General features: G+C 56.2%; 18 protein-coding genes. 11 read left to right on the forward strand and 7 right to left on the reverse strand.

Annotated features, from left to right (window positions below):
* Nucleotides 1-30 precede the first annotated feature (30 nt).
* The 6 genes from KUV86_RS07360 to KUV86_RS07385 all read left to right on the forward strand — a co-directional run bounded on the left by KUV86_RS07360 (nt 31) and on the right by KUV86_RS07385 (nt 7,837).
* Nucleotides 31-3,069 carry a type I restriction endonuclease subunit R gene (locus tag KUV86_RS07360; protein WP_222484255.1) on the forward strand — a complete coding sequence of 1,013 codons (3,039 nt, stop codon included), beginning with the start codon at nt 31-33 and terminating at the stop codon, nt 3,067-3,069.
* 10 nt (nt 3,070-3,079) lie between these two features.
* Nucleotides 3,080-4,426, forward strand: coding sequence for a PD-(D/E)XK nuclease family protein (locus tag KUV86_RS07365; RefSeq protein WP_222484257.1), 1,347 nt, complete (start codon nt 3,080-3,082; stop codon nt 4,424-4,426).
* Entirely contained in the window at nt 4,423-4,758 is a 336-nt protein-coding gene (locus tag KUV86_RS07370; protein WP_222484258.1) for a hypothetical protein, read from the forward strand. The genes KUV86_RS07365 and KUV86_RS07370 overlap by 4 nt, the downstream gene beginning before the upstream one ends.
* 786 nt (nt 4,759-5,544) lie before the next feature.
* Nucleotides 5,545-5,742, forward strand: coding sequence for a helix-turn-helix transcriptional regulator (locus tag KUV86_RS07375; protein ID WP_023011906.1), 198 nt, complete (start codon nt 5,545-5,547; stop codon nt 5,740-5,742).
* A 13-nt stretch (nt 5,743-5,755) separates the two neighbouring features.
* Nucleotides 5,756-7,432: a DUF927 domain-containing protein gene (locus KUV86_RS07380; RefSeq protein WP_222484259.1), complete on the forward strand. Its 1,677-nt coding sequence runs from the start codon at nt 5,756-5,758 to the stop codon at nt 7,430-7,432.
* Nucleotides 7,433-7,492: 60 nt separating this feature from the next.
* The gene (locus KUV86_RS07385) at nt 7,493-7,837 is read left to right on the forward strand and encodes a helix-turn-helix transcriptional regulator (protein ID WP_222484260.1); all 345 of its coding nucleotides are present in this window, start codon (nt 7,493-7,495) and stop codon (nt 7,835-7,837) included.
* Nucleotides 7,838-7,882: 45 nt separating this feature from the next.
* Here KUV86_RS07385 and KUV86_RS07390 read toward each other — a convergent pair whose 3' ends face one another.
* The 5 genes from KUV86_RS07390 to rpmH form a co-directional block, all read right to left on the reverse strand.
* Complete coding sequence (locus tag KUV86_RS07390) at nt 7,883-9,073, reverse strand: site-specific integrase (protein WP_222484261.1); 1,191 nt, start codon at nt 9,071-9,073, stop codon at nt 7,883-7,885.
* Between the two features lie 170 nt (nt 9,074-9,243).
* On the reverse strand, nt 9,244-10,614 hold the full coding sequence (mnmE, locus tag KUV86_RS07395; protein ID WP_222162270.1) for a tRNA uridine-5-carboxymethylaminomethyl(34) synthesis GTPase MnmE: 1,371 nt from the start codon (nt 10,612-10,614) through the stop codon (nt 9,244-9,246).
* Nucleotides 10,615-10,756: 142 nt separating this feature from the next.
* Entirely contained in the window at nt 10,757-12,433 is a 1,677-nt protein-coding gene (yidC, locus tag KUV86_RS07400; RefSeq protein WP_206942094.1) for a membrane protein insertase YidC, read from the reverse strand.
* Between the two features lie 200 nt (nt 12,434-12,633).
* The gene (rnpA, locus tag KUV86_RS07405; protein ID WP_206942095.1) at nt 12,634-13,059 is read right to left on the reverse strand and encodes a ribonuclease P protein component; all 426 of its coding nucleotides are present in this window, start codon (nt 13,057-13,059) and stop codon (nt 12,634-12,636) included.
* An 11-nt stretch (nt 13,060-13,070) separates the two neighbouring features.
* Nucleotides 13,071-13,205, reverse strand: coding sequence for a 50S ribosomal protein L34 (gene rpmH, locus KUV86_RS07410; protein ID WP_008959105.1), 135 nt, complete (start codon nt 13,203-13,205; stop codon nt 13,071-13,073).
* 547 nt (nt 13,206-13,752) lie between these two features.
* On the opposite strand from rpmH, the gene dnaA reads away from it, so the two are divergent.
* From dnaA to gyrB, 4 genes are all read left to right on the forward strand, one after another.
* Complete coding sequence (dnaA, locus tag KUV86_RS07415) at nt 13,753-15,225, forward strand: chromosomal replication initiator protein DnaA (RefSeq protein ID WP_222484262.1); 1,473 nt, start codon at nt 13,753-13,755, stop codon at nt 15,223-15,225.
* Nucleotides 15,226-15,419: 194 nt separating this feature from the next.
* A complete protein-coding gene (gene dnaN, locus KUV86_RS07420; RefSeq protein WP_206942097.1) occupies nt 15,420-16,523 on the forward strand; it encodes a DNA polymerase III subunit beta in 1,104 nt (367 codons plus the stop codon).
* Between the two features lie 28 nt (nt 16,524-16,551).
* Nucleotides 16,552-17,667, forward strand: coding sequence for a DNA replication/repair protein RecF (gene recF / locus KUV86_RS07425; RefSeq protein WP_222162268.1), 1,116 nt, complete (start codon nt 16,552-16,554; stop codon nt 17,665-17,667).
* Between the two features lie 11 nt (nt 17,668-17,678).
* Nucleotides 17,679-20,099, forward strand: coding sequence for a DNA topoisomerase (ATP-hydrolyzing) subunit B (gene gyrB / locus KUV86_RS07430; RefSeq protein ID WP_206942100.1), 2,421 nt, complete (start codon nt 17,679-17,681; stop codon nt 20,097-20,099).
* A gap of 806 nt (nt 20,100-20,905) precedes the next feature.
* Here the strand turns inward: gyrB and gmhB are convergent.
* Together gmhB and KUV86_RS07440 are read right to left on the reverse strand one after the other, a co-directional pair.
* A complete protein-coding gene (gene gmhB / locus KUV86_RS07435) occupies nt 20,906-21,478 on the reverse strand; it encodes a D-glycero-beta-D-manno-heptose 1,7-bisphosphate 7-phosphatase (RefSeq protein WP_222484263.1) in 573 nt (190 codons plus the stop codon).
* Nucleotides 21,479-21,597: 119 nt separating this feature from the next.
* Nucleotides 21,598-22,524 (reverse strand): LysR family transcriptional regulator, encoded by a 927-nt coding sequence (locus tag KUV86_RS07440; protein ID WP_222484264.1) that lies wholly within the window; start codon nt 22,522-22,524, stop codon nt 21,598-21,600.
* A 158-nt stretch (nt 22,525-22,682) separates the two neighbouring features.
* On the opposite strand from KUV86_RS07440, the gene KUV86_RS07445 reads away from it, so the two are divergent.
* Entirely contained in the window at nt 22,683-23,774 is a 1,092-nt protein-coding gene (locus KUV86_RS07445; RefSeq protein WP_261397586.1) for an alcohol dehydrogenase catalytic domain-containing protein, read from the forward strand.
* The last annotated feature ends 37 nt before the right edge of the window (nt 23,775-23,811 follow it).

Raw genomic sequence — 23,811 nt, forward strand, 5'->3', positions numbered from 1 at the left:
CCAGCCAAGTTTTAAAAAGGAACATAGGTTATGCACAAAGAAATCGACTTCGAGAACGCCATCGAGCAGGCGCTGATCAACCAGGGTGGCTATCAGAAGGGAGATCCCGCCAGTTTCGATGCTGAAACCGCCTTGTTCCCGGCGGATGTCGTGAGATTTGTGCAGAAGACACAACCCAAGATCTGGGAGCGTTTGAACAACCTGGATGCGAGCAAAGCCGAGAGTATGCTCCTGGATGCGCTCACCAAGGAACTGGCCGCTAAAGGCGCATTGACCGTGTTGCGCGAGGGATTCAAATGCGTCGGCAAGTCGGTGAAGCTGGCTTATTTTGCTCCCAATACCAGTATTGATACCGGCGCGGCTGAACGCTACGCCGCGAACAGGCTTACCGTGGTTCGTCAGGTACATACCAAGACGGGCGCAATTCCGGACATGGTACTGGCTGTGAACGGCCTCCCAGTTGCCACACTGGAGCTGAAAAATGCCATGTCGGCGACCGGGTGGACCGTTGAAAATGCCAAGTCTCAATACCGCTTCGAGCGGAACCCCAAAGACCCGCTGTTTGTCTTCAAGAATCGCTGCCTTGTGCATTTTGCGGTAGATACCGAGCAAGCGTTTATGACGACCCACCTGGAGGGTAAGGATACCTTTTTCCTGCCTTTCAACCGGGGTTTTAATCACGGCGCTGGCAACCCGCCCATGGAAGGTGATGTTCGTACCGCCTACCTCTGGGAAGAGGTGCTGGAGCGGGACAGCCTGATGGATATCCTCGCCCGTTTTCTGCACCTTCAGGTTGAGGATAAAACGGTCGTGACCGAAAAGGGAATCAAGCGCCACCGCAAGGAAACGCTGATTTTCCCCCGGTATCACCAACTGGATGCCGTAAGGTCTCTGACCCAGCACGCAAAAGCCAAGGGCTCCGGCCATAACTATCTGGTACAGCACTCTGCGGGTTCCGGTAAATCCAACTCCATTGCATGGTTGGCTCATCGTTTGTCCAGTCTGCACGATGCTAACAACGAGAAGGTATTCCATTCCGTGGTGGTGATTACCGACCGCCGGGTACTCGACCAGCAATTGCAGAACACCATCTTCCAGTTCGAGCACAAGTTGGGCGTTGTTCAGAAGATCGACGAGAATACTCAGCAACTGGCCAAGGCGCTGGCTGACGGGGTGCCGATCATCATCTCGACTATCCAGAAGTTCCCCTTCATCAGTCAGGCCATCCGCACGCTGGAGCAGAAAGGCAAAGGCATCTCAATTTCGACGGAAGGCAAACGCTTCGCGGTGATTGTGGATGAGGCCCACAGCTCCCAGAGTGGCGAAACGGCCATGGAGCTGCGGAAGATCCTGAACAAGGATGGCATCGAGTCAGCCATCGCTGAGCAATTACTGGACATGGAAGACGAAAGCCTTAGCGACGAGGCCAAAAAGGAGCTCATCCGTGAGCAGCTCAAACGTGCTAAGCAGCCAAACCTGAGCTTTTTTGCGTTCACCGCAACCCCCAAATTCAAGACCATGGCGGTGTTCAACGAGCCGGGACGAAACGGCGAAGCTCCGTTCCATCACTACAGTATGCGGCAGGCCATTGAAGAGGGGTTTATCCTTGACGTGCTGGCCCACTACACCTGCTACAAACGTTATTACAAGCTGATCCAGAAGGTGGAGGATGACCCTGAAGTGCCGCGCCGCAAGGCTGCAAGGGCGCTGGCTCGTTTTGTTTCCTTCCACGACTATGAGATAGCGCAGAAGGTCGAGGTGATCGTTGAGCACTTCCGCACCCATACCCGCCACAAAATCGGTGGTCGGGCAAAGGCCATGGTAGTGACCAGCTCTCGTGAACATGCGGTGCGCTACAAGCTGGGCTTCGACAAGTACATCAAATCTAAAGGCTATACGGATGTGAAGTCCCTTGTAGCCTTCTCGGGAGAAATCGCTCTCAAGGAATATGCTGACAAGACATTTACCGAAGTCGGTATGAACGAGGGCATCAAGGAGTCTGAGCTACCGGATAAATTCAACACCGAGGAATATCAGGTGTTACTGGTCGCTGAAAAATACCAAACCGGCTTTGACCAGCCACTGCTTCATAGCATGTATGTGGATAAGAAGCTGTCAGGCATTCAGGCGGTGCAAACGCTGTCACGGCTTAACCGAACGGCCAGGGGCAAGACAGATACCTTTGTCCTGGACTTCGTGAATGAGCCGGATGAAATCTACAAGGCGTTCAAACCCTATTACGAGGTGACCACCAAGGAAGAGGATACCGACCCTCAGCAGCTCAACAACCTGGCCCACACCCTGTCCACCTGGCAGATTTTTACAGAGGGTGAGGTGAGCGCGTGGTGCGAGATCTGGTTCCGGAACCGACTGAACCCGACGGGCGGCGAACACAAGAAACTGAACAGTCTGATTGACCTGGCTGTCGAGCGTTTCAAGAAATTGAGCGAGGAAGACCAAGCCCTGTTCAAGGGGCAATTGGTCAGCTTCCGTAACCTGTACGGCTTCGTTGCCCAGATTATTCCTTATCAGGACTCGGACCACGAGAAGCTGTACACCTATTCCCGCTTCCTGCTCACCAAGCTGCCTTACACCACCGATACGCGCACGGTGCAGGTTGATGACGAGGTAGAGCTGAAGTACTACCGGCTTCAGAAAATCAGTGAAGGAGCCATCGACCTGAAAGTAGGCGAGCCGGAAGCCTTGTATGGCCCGACAGAGGTCGGCACCGGCCAGGCCGAGGAAGAGGTGCAGTTATCGACGCTGGTCGACAAGCTCAATGAGCGATTTGGTACTGAATTTACCCCGGCGGATCAGCTGTTCTTCGATCAGGTGAAGGAAACCGCCGTTGCCAACGAACAGCTACGGCAGGCCGTCATGGCCAACAGCCTGGAGAATTTCGAACCGGTATTTAACAAGCAGCTTGAGAACTTGTTTGTAGAGCGAATGGACGGCAACGAAGACATCTTTATACGCCTGATGAACGACGAGTCCTTCCGCAATATCGCGTCCCAGTACCTGATGCGGGCTGTGTATAACCAGGTCAAAACCAGCGTTGAGACGGGATAAGGCAGGCGAAATGGAATCATGGGAAGAACTCTTCGCTGCGCTGGAAGCGTTTGACGAGGAACAAGCAGAACAAAAACGAAAGGGATTGAATGACTTCAATCTGCTCAGCTCGGTTCTGTCAGTCAATGATGAAGTCCGGCTTCATACCCGGTTTATCTATGCTCTGCTGAATCCGAAGGGGAAGCATTATCAGGGAACGCGGTTTCTGGAACTGTTCCTGGAGGCTATCGGACGACAGGATTGGCTGGATCCGACATCCGTAACCGTGCTGAAAGAACATTGTCCGGATGGCCAGGGAGATCAGATTGACCTGTGGATAACTGATGGTAAACGTCAGATCGTTGTCGAAAACAAACTCAATGCGCAGGACCAGCCCCGGCAGGTTGCGCGTTACCTTGAGGTGATTAATGCCACGGATCCGGCACAGGCAGACGAGACGCTGTTTATTTACCTGACTAAAAATCGACAGGCCCCCTCTGCCTTTGGTTTGGGTGGGTTAACGGTTTGTCACCGGACATCCCGTTTGCTCAACACCAGCAGCCAACCGGTCGCTCACTATCAAAATCTCAGTTACCGGAAAAATACCCAACAAGACAGTATTCATACTTGGCTTGAGTCATGCGTCAACGCTGTCGACCGGCAATCTCACATCGCTTGGGCGTTGCGGGATTATCAGGCAGTGGTAGAACGGGCAACGAAGGAGTATGTGAGCAAGGTGAAAACGCTAAAAGACATTCTCGAAGAGGGCATTGCCGAGGGAAAGCGACACCACGAGCAGGCAATCCAGTTGACCAGAGAATTACCTGCCATACACGCAAGTTGGCTTGAACAAGCATTAACAAGCAATCTCGAAGAGCTATTCGAGCCGTTTGTCAGTAAAGGTGACATGACCAGGATTGGGCCGGAAAACGTAGAGTTGCTGAGGCCCTTCGTCCATACCGCTTTTCAAAAAGATGCTTCCGGCCTCCTGTACGCGCCTAGATTTAATTTTTTCCGAGCGGGTAATGGGACGCGTAACCGTGGCGCTTTCTATCGACTGGAGACCGGGCCATGGGCCAAAGAGGCGGTTCTTATGCTGTTTTACGGCTCCAAGATGCTCCATGTGGGCTGCCTGCTGACAGAGCATGCTGATCGCTCTATAGAGGACCTGATGCCGACTCTGAAGCTTTCAGAGCCTGCTGCACTGAAAAGCAAGATATTTCCTCGGGTTATGACATACGCCGAAGCCCTTGAGTACCAAGGCATCATCCACCTTGCCGATTTTTCTAACAGCCCACAACGGGGCGTTCTGGACGAACTTTTAACAGGCTTGAGTTGTGCTGACAGCACGACTTTATCAGGAGGAAACGAGATATGAGCTACGACGCTAACTTCGATCAAACCCGACTAGACCAACTGGCGGAACAGTACTTGGCAGATAATCGAGCAGAAGGGGAAGTGTTTTTTCTGAGTGATACCGATGATAACCGTCTCGATCATGCTCGTTGGCGATTCGAGGAGGCTGATCACGATTCATTGAAGGATTCCGGCTTCAAAATGCATTTGATGGAGCTGCTGGACACCTTGCTGGTGTATCGCGCCAAACACGATAAACCGAACGCTAGCCAGGGCGTTGTAAAAGTTTGCGGCAGTGATCTGGCAATTGAGTGGCTGCCTCGGAGTAAGTTTGAAGAGTTACGGAATGCGTAAGCCTGTCCTGACGTGTCATTAGTGCCGGCATCTACGCAAGCCTGCTCCGATATTTCTCCAGGACGAGAGGATTACCGCCCTGGAGGACTTTCCAATCGCTACACATACCTATCTGATTTGGATAACTTTGAGCTCATTCCATGCGCTCTAATAGGTCGCCTCTTGGAGATATGAGCAGCACATACGCTATTAATCTGGATAAGTTGTCGTAGGAATCCCAGTGCGTGAGTTTTCCAAATCAGATGGAAACGACGGGCTTTCAGTCCAGTAACCTCCCTGCCAGTGCTTATGCGGCTGGTCCTAAGCGCCTCGAAAAAGACTCGCTGGGCACTTGTTGATGTTTTCCAGACTCGACGTTTACTGATTTGGCGTGAATGGGCCTCTGAAAGGGCCTTCATGAGGCTATTTCGGTTAGCGAGCACCTGGTGCTATTCAGCCTTGCCCGAAACGGCCTCGCAAAGGCCTTTCTCAAAGAAGAATGTGTGATTCGAATTCGTACAGTCATCAGTGAATCAAAAAATGCTTCTGAGACCGGAAAATGACTTTCACATGTGAAAGTCATGCAGCTAACTTGATCATTAAATGCACAAAATCCACTCGTGTAAGCCCTAATTTTGCGATTATGGCGTTCTTTTTCTGGTTTCTTGTGATTTTTATCTATTAATAATCAATGGCTTATTATCCGACCTCTCCTTTGCGCCCTTTTTGGGAAATTCCGCGGTTCTCCCCTAAGACGAATATTTCCGATGATTGCTCCGAACGATTCACAACCCAACTGGAGTAGTCATGAAGAAACAATCAAACACCACGACTGAGCGTCTGCTGACCTATGAGGAGGTCTGCACTGTTCTGAAGACATCGCAGGCAACGCTACGCCGTTATGTAAAACAAGGTCGGTTCCCGGCACCAGTGAAGCCGAACCCCCATGGCAGGGCCGTTCGCTTTCGCTATCAAGATGTAAAAGCTTGGCTCGACAAGCTGTGAGAGGGTGGAGCTGATGCAATACAAACTTCAAGAAGATGGGCTCTATGCCTTATCAGGGGATCACTGGCAGCGTATCGGTGGCTGGATTCAGGTGATGGCTCGAACCAGGTTAACCGACAAACGGCACGGACACGGAGCGTTGCTGGAATGGCAGAATTTCGATGGTGTGAAGCTACGCGAGGTCGTCTATGCCCGAGACCTCAACAGCGATAATGCCCGACAGGTGCGAGATATGTTGGTTGATAGCGGTTATCCATTAACACCAGGGCAGGCAAGCTGGAACCGACTTCAACACTATCTGTTGGAACAGATGGCTCTGGCCGAACCGGCGACGGTGGTTAATCGAACGGGCTGGCACGGTGGAGTATTTGCTACCAGTAACTGGACGATCGGCTCTGCTGACGAGCCCCACCATTTTGTAGGCCAGTTATCAGGTTCTCCAACTTTAGAGGAGGCCGGCAGTCTCAGCGACTGGCAGACTTATGTCGGTCAGCTATGCCGAGGTAATCCACTTGCGATATTCAGCATTGGAACGGCACTGGCTGGGCCACTGATTGCGTCTGCTGGTATGGAAAATGGCGCCATCCATCTGGTTGGAGCATCGTCGACTGGGAAGACGACCTTGTTGCAATTGGCGGCCAGCGTCTACGGGAGCAACCGCTATGTCCGCAGTTGGATCTCAACCAGCAACGGATTAGCGGCAGTCTCTTCAGAGCACAACGACATGCTGCTGCCGCTGGATGAAATCGGAATGGCCCGTCCGGAAGACATCGATACGGCGATATATCAGATCATGAACGGCGCAGGGAAGTTACGGGCTAACGTCTCCGGCGAGCTGGCCGCGACCTCGCATTGGCGAACGCTGGTGTTGAGTAGCGGCGAAGTCTGGATTGCAGAGCTGCTTCAGCAGATAGGTAAACCGTTGCGCGCAGGCCAGCAGATTCGTCTGGTGGAGCTCCCGGTGTTTGGCACCTACGGTGCGTTCGAGGAATTACATGGCCACAATCATCCGCAACAGTTTGTGGACGAGCTGAAATCATCTTGTCAGCGCTACCACGGCACTGTCATTCGGGAGTGGGTGTCATTGCTGACCGAACGTCACACTGAGCTAAGTCAGTATCTAAATCATGAGGTTGGTCGTCTGAGCGGTGCTTGGGCAAACGATCAGATGGCATCCCAGGTGCAACGTGTCATCCGGCGTTTTGCCTTGATTGGTGCAGCACTTTGTCTCGGTAGCAGGAATTTCATCCTCCCATGGTCCGAAGAGGAGTCTCTATCGGCAGTCCACAGAACTCTGAAGGCTTGGCTGGATAATAGAGGCCACTCCAGAAACTCTGAGGAATTCCGGCTTCTCAAAGCGCTGGAGCGGGCAATGAAAGTCTGGGAGCGTAGTCTCAGTAATATTGAACAAGCGAGTGGCCAGGGGGGAGCTGGTTTTCGACGCTCACACGAGGGGCGCGAGTTGTGGTTGATCTATAAATCGCACTTCCTGAAGCGGCTCGGGCTGCCGACCCATTACATGAGGGAAGTGGAGGTGCTGTTACAGCGTGACTGCTTGGTGAGTAATGAGCGCTCCCGGGGGACCTACAAAACCAGGGTCAACGGAGATTTTCAGCGGTTTTTCGCGCTCAGGCCTGACCAAGTTAGACGGCAACTTGAAGAACTGGAGAGGATTGAACATGAGAACTGACGTGGTGTTCCCAATTTCCCAGTTTTCCCACTTTGGTTATGGCGGTGTAGGGGTAGAGCGATGACAGAAAAAGAAATGTTACAGCGAGTATTGCAGGACATGTTGGTCCTCAAAAAAATCATTTTGGACCACATTAATGGCAGCAAGGCCCCGGAGGTCGACAAGGAGATCATGAGTCTTGAAGACTGTGCGGAATACACGGGGCTGAAGAAAAGCACCCTGTACCAGCTAACCTCCCAAAAGAAGATTCCTCATTTCAAGCCAAATGGTCACCGGATTTTCTTTCGCCGTGCAGATATCCTGAAATGGCTCCAGTCCAATCGGATCGCGACGGCGGAAGAGATTGAACAGTCGGCTGCTCAGCACCTGGTGAGCCACCGAAGACCAGGACGGCGGAGTGTTTGATGTGGGGCAGGTGTAAAGAGGGGCTGTGAAAGCCCCTCTCGTCACTTAGGCTGCACATTCCCCAACCTCGTCCAGTGTCTCCTCAAATATGTCAGGAAAACTCCTCATGGCCTCTGTACGGCGAGTTTCGAGTATGTCCGCGTAGATCTCCGTGGTTCTGAGCTCGCTGTGGCCCAGAAGCCGGGACAACGAGTAGATATCCACACCCCTGGCCAGTTGATTGACCGCAAAGGTGTGCCGTCCGGCATGGAAGGTGACGTTCTTGGTGATTCCTGCCCGCATGACCCACTGCGCTAATGCAACGTTGGTGTAGGAGTCATACTTCAGACCCTTGAAAACCCTATCGCCTGGCTTACCGCGATTCTCAAGGTTCAACAATCTCACCGCTGAGTCTGGAAGATCCAGGTATTGCAGTGAGTTCCCGGCGTTCACCAGCTTCTTCTGCCGAAAAATGATGCGGTAGTGGCCATCGGCGAATTCCTCTATCTCACCCCAGACCAGCTTGTGGATATCTGACCAGCGAAGGCCAGTAGTGCAGGAAAACAGGAAAGCCCGCCTCAGCACGTCATACCGGCACTCGGCTTTGGTCAGAGCCCGGACCTCTTCCAAGGTCAGGTAAGTCCGTTTCGTGTTTTCCGGCTTGATGGACTTAACCTGTTGAACCGGGTTGTCGCGGACAATGCCATCCCGATAGGCCTGGTTGAGCGCTGCCCGAACCTTGTTGAAGTAACTGCTGGTCGTGTTCTTGGCCAGTTTGGTACCGGATTTAGTGGTGGCTTCATGCTGTAGGTAGTGCCGAAACCCCTCCAGGAACCGCTTATCGACTTGTTCAAAGGTCAGCTCAGACAAGCCATGGTATCGGTGCAGGTGATGACGGGTGGAGATCCAGATCGAATGGTTGGATTTGCTCCCGGAAGCCTTCTCGTCGGTCAACTGGTCGAAGTAATCGAAGAAGCTGGCAGACAGCTTGGTCCGATCATCCAGTCCATGCCGTGACGACTCGATTTCCAACAGCCGCTTTGCCCGGATGGCCTCAGCCTTCTGATTCACGGTCTTGTTGTGCTCACGCTCCGCCGGAAGGCGGGGTTTGTCGTAGAGGAACAGGTTCAGGGGCTCATATGAGCGCTTCTGCGCCCGAGAACCGTTCTGACCCGTCTTGGAACCGTGATAGTAGACCAGTCGCAAGGCACGGTGGCCGTTCTTGTCTGGTTCGCGTTTCTGGATAGTGATTTTCATGTTTTGCTCCTTTTGTGCTCCGAGTGCTCCGAAAACTTATACTCGGAGCACACACGGAGCAAGAGGGGGCAAAACGGATCAAATTGCCTGCAAAGAAATATAATAAATTTCTTTATAAAACAATGTCTTATTTGTATTTAATTGGATGCTTTTCGATCTTTTTGGCCGTTTCACTTCCCTATGCAGAAGCTGCCGAAGATCTCGCCCAGCAGGTCATCGGCGCTGAATTCACCCGTGATCTCTCCCAGGGCTTGCTGCGCGTCTCGCAGGTCCTCGGCCAGCAGCTCGCCGGCACCATGGCCCATGAGCTGGGCATTGCCGTTATCCATGGCCTCCTTGGCCCTGTCCAGGGCATCCAGGTGTCGCCGTCGTGCGGAGAACCGACCTTCGGTGGTGGCTTGGAAGCCCATGATGCTCTTGAGATGGGACTTCAGGTTATCCACACCCTCGCCAGAGCGGGCTGACAGCCGGAGGGTAGGTGGGGTTGTGGATAGATCGAGCCCTGCTGCTTCACCACTCTGGTCAACCTTGTTGCGTACCAGGGTGAGGCGAGCAGGGTCTGGCAGTCGTTCGACAAACTCTGGCCATATCTGCATAGGGTCGGTGGCACTGGTGGTCGTGGCATCCACCAGCAGCAGCACGCGGTCGGCCTTCTCTATTTCGCTCCAGGCCCGTGCAACCCCGATCTTCTCCACCGCATCCGGGGTGTCCCGCAAGCCCGCCGTATCGATGATATGCAGCGGCATCCCGTCCAGGTGGATATGCTCACGCAGGACGTCTCTGGTGGTGCCTTCGATGTCGGTGACGATCGCCGTATCCTGCTCTGTCAGCGCGTTGAGCAGGCTCGACTTGCCGGCATTGGGGCGTCCGGCAATGACCACGCTCATGCCTTCGCGCATCAAGGCACCTTGGCCGGCGCTGGCTCGCACATCGGCCAGCTGGTCCATCAATTGCTGAAGCTTGGCGGCGACGTGGCCATCGGCAAGAAAGTCGATTTCCTCCTCAGGGAAGTCGATGGCCGCCTCGACGTACATGCGCAGCTCGATCAGTCGCTGAACCAGCGATTGGACGCGGCTGGAAAACTCACCCTGCAGGGAGCGCAGAGCGTTCTCTGCCGCTGTCCGAGAGCTGGCGTCGATCAGGTCGGCGATGGCTTCTGCCTGGGCCAGGTCAAGCTTGTCGTTGAGGAAGGCGCGTTCAGAGAATTCGCCTGGCCTTGCCAGCCGGGCGCCGAGGGAGACACAGCGCTCCAGCAGCATATCCATGATCATCGGACCGCCATGCCCCTGCAGTTCCAGCACGTCTTCTCCGGTGAAGGAGTGGGGGCCCTGGAAGAACAGCGCAATACCCTCATCAATAATGCTGTCAGCGCCCCTGAAAGGGCCATAGAACGCTTGGCGTGGCTCAGGTTGATGGCCCAGCATCGCCTTGGCGATGTCCCGACAGGCAGGGCCTGACACGCGAATGATGCCGACGCCTCCACGCCCGGGCGGGGTAGCAAGTGCGCAAATGCTGTCCTGGGTATAAAGCGGGGCGGTCATATCCAAGCTCCTGAAGGATTGGGCCTATTGTCGGGTGCCTGACAGCGCATTGCCAGCCTGGCGGGACACGCCTGTCAGGCTCGCCGGCCTGAAACGACAAACCCCCGCCGAGGCGGGGGTTCACTTGCTGATCACACGGGGCTTACTTGGTCTTCAAGCCCTTGCCGACCTCGGGGTCGTCCTCGATCTTGCGGGTGATCACATACTGCTGAACGATCGAGATGCAGTTGTTGCACACCCAGTAGATGACCAGACCTGCAGGGAACCACAGGAAGAAGAAGGTGAAGACGATCGGCAGCATCTTCATGATCTTCGCCTGCATCGGGTCCGGAGGTGTCGGGTTGAGCAGCTGCTGCACGAACATTGATGCCCCCATCAGGATCGGCAGCACAAAGTACGGGTCCTTCACCGACAGATCCTGAATCCACAGCATGAACGGTGCATGGCGCAGTTCGACGGATTCCAGCAGCATCCAGTAAAGCGCGATGAACACCGGCATCTGGATGAGGATCGGCAAACAGCCACCCAGAGGATTGATCTTTTCCTTCTGGTAGAACTTCATCATCTCCTGAGACATCTTCTGGCGATCATCGCCGAAGCGCTCCTTGAGACGCTGCATTTCCGGACCCAGCTTGCGCATGCGTGCCATGGACTTGTAGGCCTTGGCAGACAGCGGCCACAGGGCAGCCTTGACCATGATGGTCAGGATCACGATGGACCAGCCCCAGTTGCCGATCAGGCTGTGGATATGATCCAGCAGCCAGAACAACGGGTTGGCGATAAACCACAGCCAGCCGAAATCGACCGTCAGCTCCAGGTTGGGGGCAACGGCCTCGAGGCGCTCCTGGACCTTGGGGCCCATGTACAGGGTCGCGCCAAGGCTGGCTTCTGCCCCCGGTTCCAGCGTCTGAGACTGACCAGCGAAGGCGGCGACGTTACGGTCCTGACTATCGGTGGCAGCGTAGAAAAGATTGTCCTGCTGCTGCGGCGGCACCCAGGCAGAGGTGAAGTAGTGCTGAATGATGGCGACCCAGCCGCCCTCGACTTCACGATTCTGGAAGTTCCCGGCCTGGATGTCCTCGAAATCGATCTTTTCGTAGCGGTTGTCCGGTGACGAATAGGCAGCACCCAGGAAGGAACGCATGCCCATCTTGGGACCCGTTGAAGGATCGGGGTTGTTGTCCCGTGCCAGTTGCCCGATGAAGCGTGCACTGACGGCGGACTCGCCACCATTGGCCAGCAGGTAGGACACATTGACCGCATAGTCGTCACGCTTGAAGGTAAAGCGCTTGATGATATCGATGCCGTTGACGGTGGCGGTCATGTCGACTTGCAGGCTGTCCTGGCCATCGACCATGCGATATTCGGTCTTCTCCGGGGCAAAGGCGATGCGGCCGCTGTTGCCATCAAGCTGAAGCCCTGAACGTGCGACGTAGCTCAGCGTGCTGTTGTTGGACAGCAGCACGTAAGGACGATCTCCGTCCTGGCTCATCAGGTGCTGCGGCAAGGCGGCGTAGACGATATCGCCACCTTGAGGATCAATGCGTACGTCGAGCACGTCGGTGATGACCGCGACGAGATCTCGACTATTGGCGGCGGGCTCGCTGCTGCCCGGCAGTTCACTGCCAACATCATTGGCGGAACTGGGTGCCGCGAGGCCTTGAGAAGAAGAAGCGTCGCTGGCATCTGCTGCGTTGCTGGTGATAGCCGGAGCATCGGGAGTGCTCGGCGGCTGACCATAATCCTGGTTCCACTGCACCATGATCAGATAGGCGAGCACCGCCAGGGGTATCAGCAGGAGTAGTCGTTTTACGTCCATGAGGGGTCTGCCCGAAGGGAAGTGAACATGCCGATGGCGTCACGCGAGACGCCTGCGTGAAATACACGAAAGCCTGCCAGAGGCAGGCCAAGATTCGTACGAAGACGTTCCGCGTCGCGAGAGGTGACGTCAAGGGGCCAGGAGAGGGACTCGCTCATGCTCAGACGGAGTGTGGTCGGCATTGCACAGTCTCTCACTACCTAGCTGCGGCGTCGCTGCGGCTCTGGCTGGGCAGCACCGGCCTGGCGAGGATCTTTCGAGAGTCGTGACTTTTCAGCCTCTCGTTCAAGGCGACGCCACATACCGAACAATTGTCGCTGCACGGTATCGTTGTCGGCCTCGTTGATGCCACGTCTGGCCAGCAGGACGATATCCACAGAGGGAAGTCGGTGCTGGGCATGGCGAACGGACTCTCGAGCCAGTCGCTTCAGTCGGTTGCGATCTACCGCTCGGCGTACGTTCTTCTTGCTGAAGACAAGGCCCAGGCGCGGGTGCCCCAGTTCATTAGGAACAGCCAGCGCCATCAGGCCTTTGCCGTGAACCTTGTACACCGCCCCATCAAACACACGGCGGTAGTCCCCGGCAGTCAGCAAGCGGCAGTGCCGGGGAAAGGTCAGACAGGTCACGCAGGACCTGCTTAGGCGCTCAGGCGCTTGCGGCCTTTGGCACGGCGACGTGCCAGAACGGCGCGGCCGTTCTTGGTAGCCATGCGAGCACGGAAGCCGTGCGCGCGCTTGCGCTTGAGAACGCTCGGTTGGAATGTGCGCTTCATAACTCGTTAATCCCACAGTGGTTTTTTGGAACGGATAGACATCCAGAGGCGCCCGGAATCCGCTCGGGCCTCCGGGGGTATTCGGCTCAAGACCGGACATTTTAGTGATTTCAAGCCCCGGGTGCAATCTTTTCACTGACCGCCCGACATCGAGGAGTGCGCGCCGGTCGCTGGCGATGTGGGGGCTTGTGACTTCACAGAGCAGCGCTTCCTTAACACTACTACTAAAGGAAGTTCTTGACTGATGCTGTGATTATTACTGGGGATAAAGATTGTGGATAAGCCATACAACTATCAACATATCATTATGTTGCGTTGCAAATAAGAATGTGGAGAAGACGTTGAGCAGCTGAGGGCAGCCGGTGCAAGGAAGGTGGACAGGATGCGAGATTATCCACAGCACGGATGATGCGTTCAGCTTGTCCCCGACTCATCATGGGTAGCAAACATGTGTTGTCCACAATGTTTTTCAGGTCCTCAAGTCGTGTGGATAACTCGTTCAGACGCAGCTACAATATGCGGTCGTTCTTCAACCAAGGTAGCTCGCGTGTCGCTCGCTCTCTGGCAACAGTGTCTACAAACCCTTCAGGATGAACTGAGTTCCCAGCAGTTCAACACCTGGATTCGCCCATTGCAGGCGGAAGAAGGGGAGTCCAATCAGCTTCGGCTGCTGGCACCCAATCGCTTTGTGCGCGATTGGGTCAGTGACAAGTATGCAAAGCGAATCAGTGAGTTGATGCGGGAGCTTGCGCCGGCAAAGCCGCCCAAAGTGATGCTCACTGTGGGTAGCCGACGGGCAGCGTCGCCCGCTCCCCAGACGCGGGATCTGGGTGATCCGGTCTCCGCCAGCGCGCCACGTGCCCCAGCGGTGCATACCCCACCCCGTGGCGATGTCGGCGATGAAAGGGAAGTCGATCGGCTGCGGGACGAGGGCAACGACCCGGTGGCGCGCTCCGCTGGAGGGGAGCGTCAGGTACAGGTAGAGGGTAGCCTCAAGCACTCCAGCGGCCTGAACCCCAACTTCACCTTCGAGACCTTCGTCGAGGGCAAGTCAAACCAGCTGGCTCGAGCCGCGTCTCGCCAGGTGTCGGAAAACCCCGGCGGTGCCTACAATCCCCTGTTCCTGTACGGTGGGGTGGGTCTTGGTAAGACACACTTGATGCACGCGGTCGGTAACGCGCTGGCAGGGCGCCGCGAGAACGCCAGAGTGGTGTATCTCCATTCCGAGCGGTTCGTTGCCGATATGGTCAAGGCGCTGCAGCTGAATGCCATCAACGATTTCAAGCGTTTCTATCGTAGTGTCGATGCGCTGTTGATCGATGACATCCAGTTCTTTGCCGGCAAGGAACGCTCCCAGGAAGAATTTTTCCATACCTTCAATGCGCTGCTTGAAGGCGGTCAGCAGATGATTCTGACGTCTGACCGCTATCCCAAGGAGATCAGTGGGGTCGAGGAACGCCTCAAGTCTCGCTTTGGCTGGGGCCTGACGGTTGCCATCGAGCCACCCGAGCTCGAGACGCGAGTCGCGATCTTGATGAAGAAGGCGGATCAGGCAAAGGTCGACTTGCCCCACGATGCGGCGTTCTTCATTGCCCAGAAGATCCGTTCGAATGTGCGCGAGCTGGAAGGTGCCCTGAAGAAAGTCATCGCTGACTCGCACTTCATGGGCAAGCCGATTACCCAGGACTTTATTCGGGAGTCGCTCAAGGATTTGCTGGCCCTCCAGGACAAGCAGGTAGGCGTGGACAATATTCAGCGCACTGTCGCTGAGTATTACAAGATCAAGCTGGCCGACCTTCTGTCGAAGCGACGTTCGCGTTCAGTGGCTCGCCCGCGCCAGGTCGCCATGGCATTGGCCAAGGAGCTGACGAACCATAGCCTGCCCGAAATCGGGGATGCCTTTGGGGGCCGTGACCACACCACCGTGCTGCATGCTTGCCGAAAGGTGCAGGCGCTGCAGGAAGAAAATGCCGACATCCGTGAAGACTACAAGAACCTGCTGCGGTTGCTGACAAGCTGAGGCTGAGTGGCCACCCACGGCATTCACTGCTGTGTCATCACACCCCAGAGGGGTTGCCCGGGGGCCATGGATGTATCGATGACGTCTGACCCTGGGCGATACTATGCCACCAAGACACGCAGCGCCTGTGGCGCCGTATGTATGTCACTGACTGATACCCCGTCTCACTCTCTCGGACAAGAAGTGGAGCCGACATGAAATTTTCCATCTCCCGCGAAGCGCTACTGCGGCCGTTGACGCTGGTCGCCGGCGTGGTCGAGCGTCGGCAGACCTTGCCGGTGCTTTCCAATGTGCTGATCCAGGTCGAGCAAGACGAAGTTGCGCTGACCGGTACCGATCTAGAGGTTGAGCTGGTCGGCCGTACTGTCGCTAGCCAGGTCGACGAGCCCGGCGCGATCACAGTTCCGGCGCGCAAGCTGATGGATATCTGCAAGTCACTACCGGATCAGTCTGAGCTTGAGCTGTCCATCGAGGATGGTCGTGCCGTTCTGCGAAGTGGGCGTTCGAGATTTACCTTGTCGACGCTTCCGGTGGCTGAGTTTCCGAATATCGAAGATGGCCAGAGCAGCGTAGAGTTGGCGCTTCCGCGGGGGACGCTCAAGCAGCTTATCGATGCGACCTCATTCGCCATGGCACAGCAGGATGTGCGCTATTACTTGAATGGTCTGCTGCTGGAGTTCGCCCCTAACCTGGTTCGCTCCGTCGCGACCGACGGCCACCGTCTGGCGGTGTGCTCTCGGCCCGCCGACATCCAGGTCAGTGCTTCCCAGAAGCTGATCGTGCCTCGCAAGGGCGTCCTGGAGCTGGTGCGTCTACTGGATGACTCGGAAGAGCCCGTCAGTCTGACCCTCGGCTCGACCCATATTCGCGCCCACACCGGTGACTTTACCTTCACCTCCAAGCTGGTAGACGGGAAGTTTCCGGACTATGAGCGAGTGGTCCCGAAGGGCGGTGACAAGGTCTTCATTGCCGAGCGAGCCGAGCTTCGTCAGGTCCTGTCGCGCACCGCGATTCTTTCCAACGAGAAGTATCGTGGCGTTCGTCTGAACCTTGAGGAAGGCAACTTGAGGGTGATGGCCAACAACCCTGAGCAGGAAGAAGCCGAAGAGAACATTGCTATCGAGTACAGCGGACCTGCCATGGAGATCGGCTTTAACGTCGGCTATCTGATCGATGTTCTCAATGCTGTCGGTGAAGACCGGGTGCAGATGACCTTGGGCGACCCTAACAGCAGTGCATTGATGGAAGAGCCGGGTGGTGGTGATGCGCTCTACGTCGTGATGCCGATGCGCCTTTGATGTCATGTGCCGTGCTCAAGGCTGATACATGCCGTTAGACCGTTTGGTGTTTCAGGGCCTGCGTAATCTGCAGGCCCTTGATGTTTTGCCTTCGCCAGGAATCAACTTGATCACTGGCCGGAATGGCAGTGGCAAGACCAGCCTGCTTGAAGGGATTCACCTGCTGGGCATGGGGCGCTCCTTCCGTGCCCGCAAGCTCGCCCAGGTGCTGCATCACGAGGTCGATACGCTCGTCCTGCATGGGCGTCTGGCCGGAGATCCTCCGGTGGCCATCGGACTGCGTCGGTGCCGGCATGAGAGTGAGCTTACCTTGCGTATTGGCGGTGAGCGCGTCGAGCGCCTGTCACAGCTTGTCGAAACGCTCCCCCTCCAGTTGATCAATCCGGATGCATTCCGTTTGTTGGAAGGTCCTCCAGCCGGGCGTCGCGAGTTTCTCGATTGGGGAGTGTTTCACGTGAAACATGACTTTCTGGGAGCCTGGCAGCGCTTTAGACGGGCCTTGAAACATCGGAATGCCCTGCTCAGGCATGGTAGAATGGACGCCCAGACGCTGGCAGTCTGGGAGCATGAGCTGGCAGTTTCAGGGGAGAGGATGGACGCACTGCGCGATGAGTGGGTCGATGCCTTTTCTCCCATCTTCCACGAAACCCTCGAAGGCTTGATTAGCCTGCCGGAATTACGTTTGCGCTACACCCGTGGGTGGGATCGTCAGCGCTCGCTGTCCGAGGTATTGGAAGGTGCCAGGGACACTGATCGTCAGATGGGATTTACCCAGCAGGGTCCGCAGAGAGCAGACCTCTCCATCAGGCTCGGCAAGCGTCCGGCTGTAGAAGTGCTTTCACGAGGACAGCAGAAACTCGTCGTGAGCGCACTCAAGCTTGCACAAGGAAGGATGCTGGAAAGGTTGACGGGGAGAACCTGTCTTTACCTGATCGACGATCTGCCCGCCGAACTGGACCATGACCATCGCAAGGTCTTTTGCCAGTGGCTGGAGCGGATGCGGTGCCAGGCCTTTATTACCAGCGTGGATCACGAGGTGCTGGCCGACCTGTGGCAGCCCGATACACCCTTGGCAATGTTTCACGTGAAACATCTCGCCGATGGACGAGGCCAGCTGCAGGCCATAGACAGACAGACTTCATGACGGAGTGGTCAATGAGCGAACAAGCTTACGACTCATCGAGCATCAAGGTACTGAAAGGCCTGGATGCCGTACGCAAGCGGCCCGGGATGTACATCGGCGATACCGATGATGGTACTGGCCTGCATCACATGGTGTTCGAGCTGGTGGACAACTCCATCGACGAGGCGCTGGCCGGACACTGTAGCGAAATCAAGGTGATCATCCATCCGGATGAATCCATCACCGTGAGCGATAACGGCCGCGGCATTCCGACGGATATCCACGAAGAGGAAGGCGTGTCCGCTGCAGAGGTCATCATGACGGTCCTGCACGCTGGCGGTAAGTTCGATGACAACTCCTATAAGGTCTCCGGCGGCCTTCACGGCGTAGGCGTGTCTGTTGTCAACGCGTTGTCCGAAGAGCTCAAGCTCACCATCTGGCGCGCTGGACAGGTACACGAGCAGGTGTATCGTCACGGTGTGCCTGATGCTCCGCTTAGCGTCGTGGGACAGACCGAGAAGACCGGGTCTCGTGTCCACTTCCGCCCGTCGCCTGAGACATTCGGTAATATCGAATTCCACTACGATATCCTGGCCAAGCGTCTGCGCGAGCTGTCCTTCCTGAACTCTGGGGTCGCCATCCGCCTGCTTGATGAACGGAGCGGCAAGGAAGAACTGTTTCACTACGAAGGCGGGCTCAAGGCTTTCGTCGATCACCTCAATACGAACAAGACCGTGCTGAATCCTGTCTTCCACTTCAATGTGGAGCGGGAAGATGGTGTCGCGGTCGAGGTGGCGATGCAGTGGAATGACACCTTTGCCGAGAATATCTTCTGTTATACCAATAACATCCCGCAGCGGGATGGTGGTACGCACCTGGCGGGCTTCCGTGCTTCTTTGACTCGCACACTGAATCATTACATCGAGTCTGAAGGCTTGTTGAAGAAGATGAAGGTCAGCACTTCCGGCGATGATGCCCGTGAGGGTTTGACGGCGATCATCTCGGTCAAGGTACCTGACCCGAAGTTCTCTTCCCAGACAAAGGACAAGCTGGTTTCCTCCGAAGTAAAAACGGCGGTGGAACAAGAGCTTGGAAGATCATTCTCGGAATATCTGGTAGAGCGGCCGAATGAGGCCAAGGCGATCGTCAACAAGATGCTTGACGCTGCCCGGGCTCGAGAGGCTGCACGTAAGGCCCGCGATATGACTCGCCGCAAGGGCGCGTTGGATATCGCTGGCCTACCCGGCAAGTTGGCAGACTGCCAGGAGAAGGATCCCGGCCTGTCTGAACTCTACCTGGTAGAGGGTGACTCTGCCGGTGGCAGCGCCAAGCAAGGGCGTGATCGACGCACCCAGGCCATCCTGCCGCTGAAGGGCAAGATTCTTAATGTCGAGAAAGCACGTTTCGACAAGATGTTGTCCTCCGCCGAGGTGGGTACGCTGATCACCGCGCTTGGCTGCGGTATCGGGCGTGAGGAGTTCAACCCAGATAAGCTGCGTTATCACTCGATCATCATCATGACCGACGCCGATGTGGATGGATCGCACATCCGTACGCTGCTGTTGACGTTCTTCTTCCGGCAGATGGCCGAGCTGATCGAGCGTGGTCATGTCTTTATTGCTCAGCCGCCGCTGTACAAGATCAAGCGCGGCAAGCAAGAGCTCTACCTCAAGGATGAGCAGGCGATGACTGACTACCTGACCACGACAGCGCTGGATGGTGCGCGTCTGTGTGTCAGCGAGGATGCCCCGGGCATTACTGGCGCTCAGCTTGAAACCCTGGTGAATCAGTATCGTGACGTGATGAAGCGGATCGATCGTCTGTCCAGGGTCTATCCCAGCGAGGTGCTGCGCAAGATTGTGCACGCGGCCAAGCTCGACGGTGAAAACAGTCTGCGTGACAGAGTTACCATGCAGAACTGGATCGAGCACCTGCAGAAGGAAATGGATGACCTGGTCGCCTATGAAGGTGGCCCGCGTTATACCTTCTCGCTCCAGGAAGATGACGAAAGGGGAGTCTTCCTGCCTGCCGTGACGCTGATCGCTCACGGTGTAACCACCGACTATGTGTGGGGACTCGACTTCTTCACCAGCGCTGACTACAAGGCCATTGCAGGCCTGGGTGAGACTCTGGAAGGGCTGCTTGAAGAGGGAGCGTACGTGGCACGGGGTGAGCGCAAGAAGCCCGTGAAGACCTTCTATGAGGCGCTGGACTGGCTGATGCATGAATCCCAGCGTGGCCTTTCTATTCAGCGCTACAAGGGTCTGGGGGAGATGAACCCGGAACAGCTTTGGGAAACCACGATGGATCCCAACACCCGCCGCATGTTGCGTGTGTCGATCGAGGATGCCGTGGCGGCGGACATGATGTTCAACACCCTGATGGGCGATGAAGTTGAGCCACGCCGTGACTTCATCGAGCGCAATGCTCTGGTGGCCAATCTGGACGTGTAGATCGTCCAGTTGGAGCATGGTAGCTTCGATGTTTCACGTGAAACATCGTCCCAGGAAGAGCCCGATCTGTTCTCAGGTCGGGCTTTTTCGTGAGCGATGGATAAAACTTGCCGGGATGCATGTTGCAGAGTCGCGGTGAAGAGCCCGGATGACGAATCCCTGACCGGACATTCTAGATCAAGCCTCCCAGATCAATCCCCCTGTGGACAGCGTCTGGAGGCGCGATGGAAGCCTATTGATACACATAATATTTCCTGGATTCCAGCTGTGGATAACGTTGCGCGTAAAACGTCTGTTGATGCCTTTTTCGAAACGCGCCTGTGAATAATATTTCTAGATAGCGTAAGCCTTCTGTGGGTTGTGTCCCAATTTGGCGGTGGGACCCTCTTAAAGGGAAGGGAAGGGAAGGGAAGAGAAGAGGAGAGGAGAAAAGAATAGCGGAGCGCGTTGATGGCAAGCCGCCAAGGGGAGGAGCAAGCTGCTTACGCTAACAGAAGGGATGGCGTGAAAACCCAGAAAAGATGGACCTGGCAACGTTAAAAGGTGACGTGGGCAGCGCTGGCTTTGCCATGATGATGTTTCATAACTCATTGAATTAACGAAGGTGACGCTAAGCTCCTGCGCGTTTCTCACAGGAGCTTGGAGGGGGCGTCAGATAGACAACAGGATCCGTTCTACGCCGACATGTTTCACGTGAAACATCGATATGATCGAATGCCAGCTAGTCTGATACCGCACATGCCGAGAACCGAGCAGCCGTGTAGTGTATGAACAAACTGTCCGGCCTCTTTTGTATATTCTGTGGCTCAGTCGGCGTGTTGGGTCGCAGATAGCAACACGTCGACGAAGTGGGCGAGGTCGTCATAGACCGTAACGTGACTCGTCGCTGCCTGAAGCTCCGGGTGCTTAGCAAGCGTCCGCTCACCCTTACCGGTGCGAACCAAGGCCTGGCGACAGCCCACCGCGTCACCCGCCTGAAGATCACGCAGGCTATCACCTACCATCCAGCACCCTCTCAGGGTTTCCAAGCCTAATGCCGACTGGATTTGCAGGAGCAGACCCGGTAGTGGCTTGCGGCAGTCGCACTGGTCGGTGTCGACGTGGGGGCAGTAGGCAATATGGTCAATGTTGCCGCCCTGAGCTTCAACCAGAGAGGTCATCCGCGCATGCATCAGCTCGAGAGTCGCGACATCATAATATCCTCTGCCGATGCCTGACTGGTTGGTAGCAACGGCAACTTGCCAGCCCGCCTGTGTCAGACGTGCGATAGCCGAAATGGCCGTTGGATAAGCCACCCACTCATCCAGTGATTTGATGTAGTTGTCGGAGTCACGGTTGATCACTCCGTCACGATCGAGAATGACGAGTCCCTGGGGCATATCGGCGTCTGCTGGAAGTAGTGTGTGGATGGCGAGTGCTGAGCAGGATCACAGCAGTGTAGAGCGATGTTTCACGTGAAACAATCACCGCAATGCCGTTGTCGTCGGGTGGCTTCTCACTAGCTGTCATGCTGCAGGGGACGATACGTTGAGTGATTCAGCGCCGTGCGCAAGAACTCAATGAACAGGCGGGCACGGAGGGGAGGATGACGATTTGGCGTGAGAGCATGCACGCTGATATCCGGTAGCGACCAGTCAGCAAGAACCCTCGTCAGGCGTCCCTGTTCTATCTGGTTCTGAACGATCGCTCTGGACGTGTGCAGGATACCGAGGCCAGCTTCGGCAGCGATAACGAGTGCATGTCCATAGTTGGAACGGAAGCTTCCTCGTATAGGGAGGCTGTGGACGTCCTCCCCCCTACGCATGCGCCATCGCTGAATGCCCTGGAACCGCGTGTAGTGAAGGCAGTTGTGCTCGAGCAGATCAAGCGGATGCAAGGGCGTTCGATAGCGCTGCAGGTAATGGGGCGATGCCACCAGAAGCCGTTCGTCAGAGGCGAGGGGGAAGGCGACGAGTCTTGAATCCTCGAGAGATCCAACCCGAACGGCCAGGTCATGACCTGATTCCAGAATATCGACAAAACGATCATCGAAGTCTGCTTCCAGACGGATATCCGGGTATCTGATGAGAAAGTCGGGAAGGATCGGCGCAATGTGCAGGCGACCGAAGTTGACGGGGAGTGAGACTCTCAGCGTTCCCGCAGGATGATCTTGCTGGCCCTTGAGGGACTGTTCGGCGTTTTCCAGTATGCCGAGGGCCGGTACCGCCTGCTCCAGGTAGGCATGGCCCGCGTCGGTCAGGGTCACGCGCCGAGTTGTCCTCAGCAGCAGCGGGACACCAAGGCGATCTTCCAAGGCATCTAGTCGACGACTGATCGCTCCACTGGTGAGGTTGAGGTGCTCTCCTGCAGCTCTGAGCGAGCCATGCCGTGCCACCTCGAGAAGTGCGATAAGGCCGGACAGTTGGGTGTCATGGTGAGACGGCATCGGAGTCTTCCTGGGACAGGGGGCCTTCGTCGACCGACGAGGTATTCTCTGATTCTTGAGTGTAGCGCAACACCCGTTTGCGGATGCTTCGATGGTGCTGGTCAATGTTGTCCCTGATGCTTAACGCTTCCAGGAATGAGGGGAGTAAGGCGATGACCATGACAGAGGGTGGGGGAGCGGGAGTTTCCGTCAAAGCACTTCGCTCAGTACACACGGGGCCCGAGGGGGTAAAGGCGCAATATGACGCTCGTCCAGTACTGAGGCCGGATGAGGTGCGAATTCGAGTCGCTGCGGCAGGGGTCAACTTTCGTGATGTGGCGCTTCAGGCAGGGAACTACCTGCCAAATATGCGCCGACCCTATATTCCTCTGTCAGAAGGGGCGGGCGTCGTGATCGAGACCGGAGCCGAGGTCGATGACTTGAAGGATGGCGATGCCGTGCTTGGTCACTATGTCGTCGACTGGCGGTCAGGGCCCTTCCGTCCCGCTTTTCACGACTCCAAGGTGGGTGGGCCAAGTGACGGTTGGCTGGCGGAGGAAGTGGTGATGCCGCGTCGCGCGCTGCTGCGCGTACCGGTGGGGTGGCGCCTGGAGGAGGCGGCGGCACTGGCCATCTCTGGCGTCACTGCTTGGAGAGCGTTACGAGGGCTCGTTGGGCTGGAAGGGCAGCATGTACTGTTGCCCGGAACTGGCAATGTCTCACTGCAGGCGCTTGAACTTGCCGCGTCCGCCGGGGCGCGAGCGTTGGTCGTTACGTCGAGGCCGGAGCTTTCCCCTCAACTTATGGCCATGGGAGCGGCTGCTGTGATCCATCGTCACCAGGACAGCGACGATCTGGTGGAGAGTATCCTGTCAGCCTCGGATGGCCAGGGTGTGGACGTCGCGTTGGATACGGTGGGCGGCCAGTTTCTGGTAGATATTATCTTGCCATCGATGGCGACCAATGGCCGCGTTGCCTTGCTGGGTTTCCTTGAGGGCAGCAACGTTCGCGGTGACGTTATTGGTCCTGCTATCCGAAAGCTGCTCCAGTTTGAAGGCATCAGTGTGGGTAGCCGGTTGGATTTCGAGCGCCTACTGGATCACATGCAGCGCCATCACTTGCGTCCGAGAATCGCAAGACGCACACCTCCGAACCGCTGGTCGGAGGTGTTTCGAGAACCCGAATGGCGTGATGGTGCCGGCCCTCAGGAGGCGCTGGGCAAGCACGTGGTGATCGTCGATGAAGAGCTGGCCTCATGGACGGTGTCCTGACGTTCCGTCAGAGTTGGCGGTCAGCTCTGCCCAGGAG

It is taken from the genome of Halomonas sp. DP8Y7-3 (genome assembly GCF_019801675.1).
Taxonomy (GTDB): domain Bacteria; phylum Pseudomonadota; class Gammaproteobacteria; order Pseudomonadales; family Halomonadaceae; genus Halomonas; species Halomonas litopenaei_A.

Coding starts and splice junctions, on each gene's coding strand:
- KUV86_RS07440 (WP_222484264.1), bottom strand. CDS start 22,524: ATGCCGTCTCACCATGACACCCAACTGTCCGGCCTTATCGCACTTCTC.
- KUV86_RS07380 (WP_222484259.1), top strand. CDS start 5,756: ATGCAATACAAACTTCAAGAAGATGGGCTCTATGCCTTATCAGGGGAT.
- rpmH (WP_008959105.1), bottom strand. CDS start 13,205: ATGAAGCGCACATTCCAACCGAGCGTTCTCAAGCGCAAGCGCGCGCAC.
- KUV86_RS07385 (WP_222484260.1), top strand. CDS start 7,493: ATGACAGAAAAAGAAATGTTACAGCGAGTATTGCAGGACATGTTGGTC.
- KUV86_RS07445 (WP_261397586.1), top strand. CDS start 22,683: ATGACAGAGGGTGGGGGAGCGGGAGTTTCCGTCAAAGCACTTCGCTCA.
- KUV86_RS07390 (WP_222484261.1), bottom strand. CDS start 9,073: ATGAAAATCACTATCCAGAAACGCGAACCAGACAAGAACGGCCACCGT.
- mnmE (WP_222162270.1), bottom strand. CDS start 10,614: ATGACCGCCCCGCTTTATACCCAGGACAGCATTTGCGCACTTGCTACC.
- gyrB (WP_206942100.1), top strand. CDS start 17,679: ATGAGCGAACAAGCTTACGACTCATCGAGCATCAAGGTACTGAAAGGC.
- KUV86_RS07370 (WP_222484258.1), top strand. CDS start 4,423: ATGAGCTACGACGCTAACTTCGATCAAACCCGACTAGACCAACTGGCG.
- yidC (WP_206942094.1), bottom strand. CDS start 12,433: ATGGACGTAAAACGACTACTCCTGCTGATACCCCTGGCGGTGCTCGCC.
- KUV86_RS07360 (WP_222484255.1), top strand. CDS start 31: ATGCACAAAGAAATCGACTTCGAGAACGCCATCGAGCAGGCGCTGATC.
- gmhB (WP_222484263.1), bottom strand. CDS start 21,478: ATGCCCCAGGGACTCGTCATTCTCGATCGTGACGGAGTGATCAACCGT.
- dnaN (WP_206942097.1), top strand. CDS start 15,420: ATGAAATTTTCCATCTCCCGCGAAGCGCTACTGCGGCCGTTGACGCTG.
- KUV86_RS07365 (WP_222484257.1), top strand. CDS start 3,080: ATGGAATCATGGGAAGAACTCTTCGCTGCGCTGGAAGCGTTTGACGAG.
- KUV86_RS07375 (WP_023011906.1), top strand. CDS start 5,545: ATGAAGAAACAATCAAACACCACGACTGAGCGTCTGCTGACCTATGAG.
- recF (WP_222162268.1), top strand. CDS start 16,552: ATGCCGTTAGACCGTTTGGTGTTTCAGGGCCTGCGTAATCTGCAGGCC.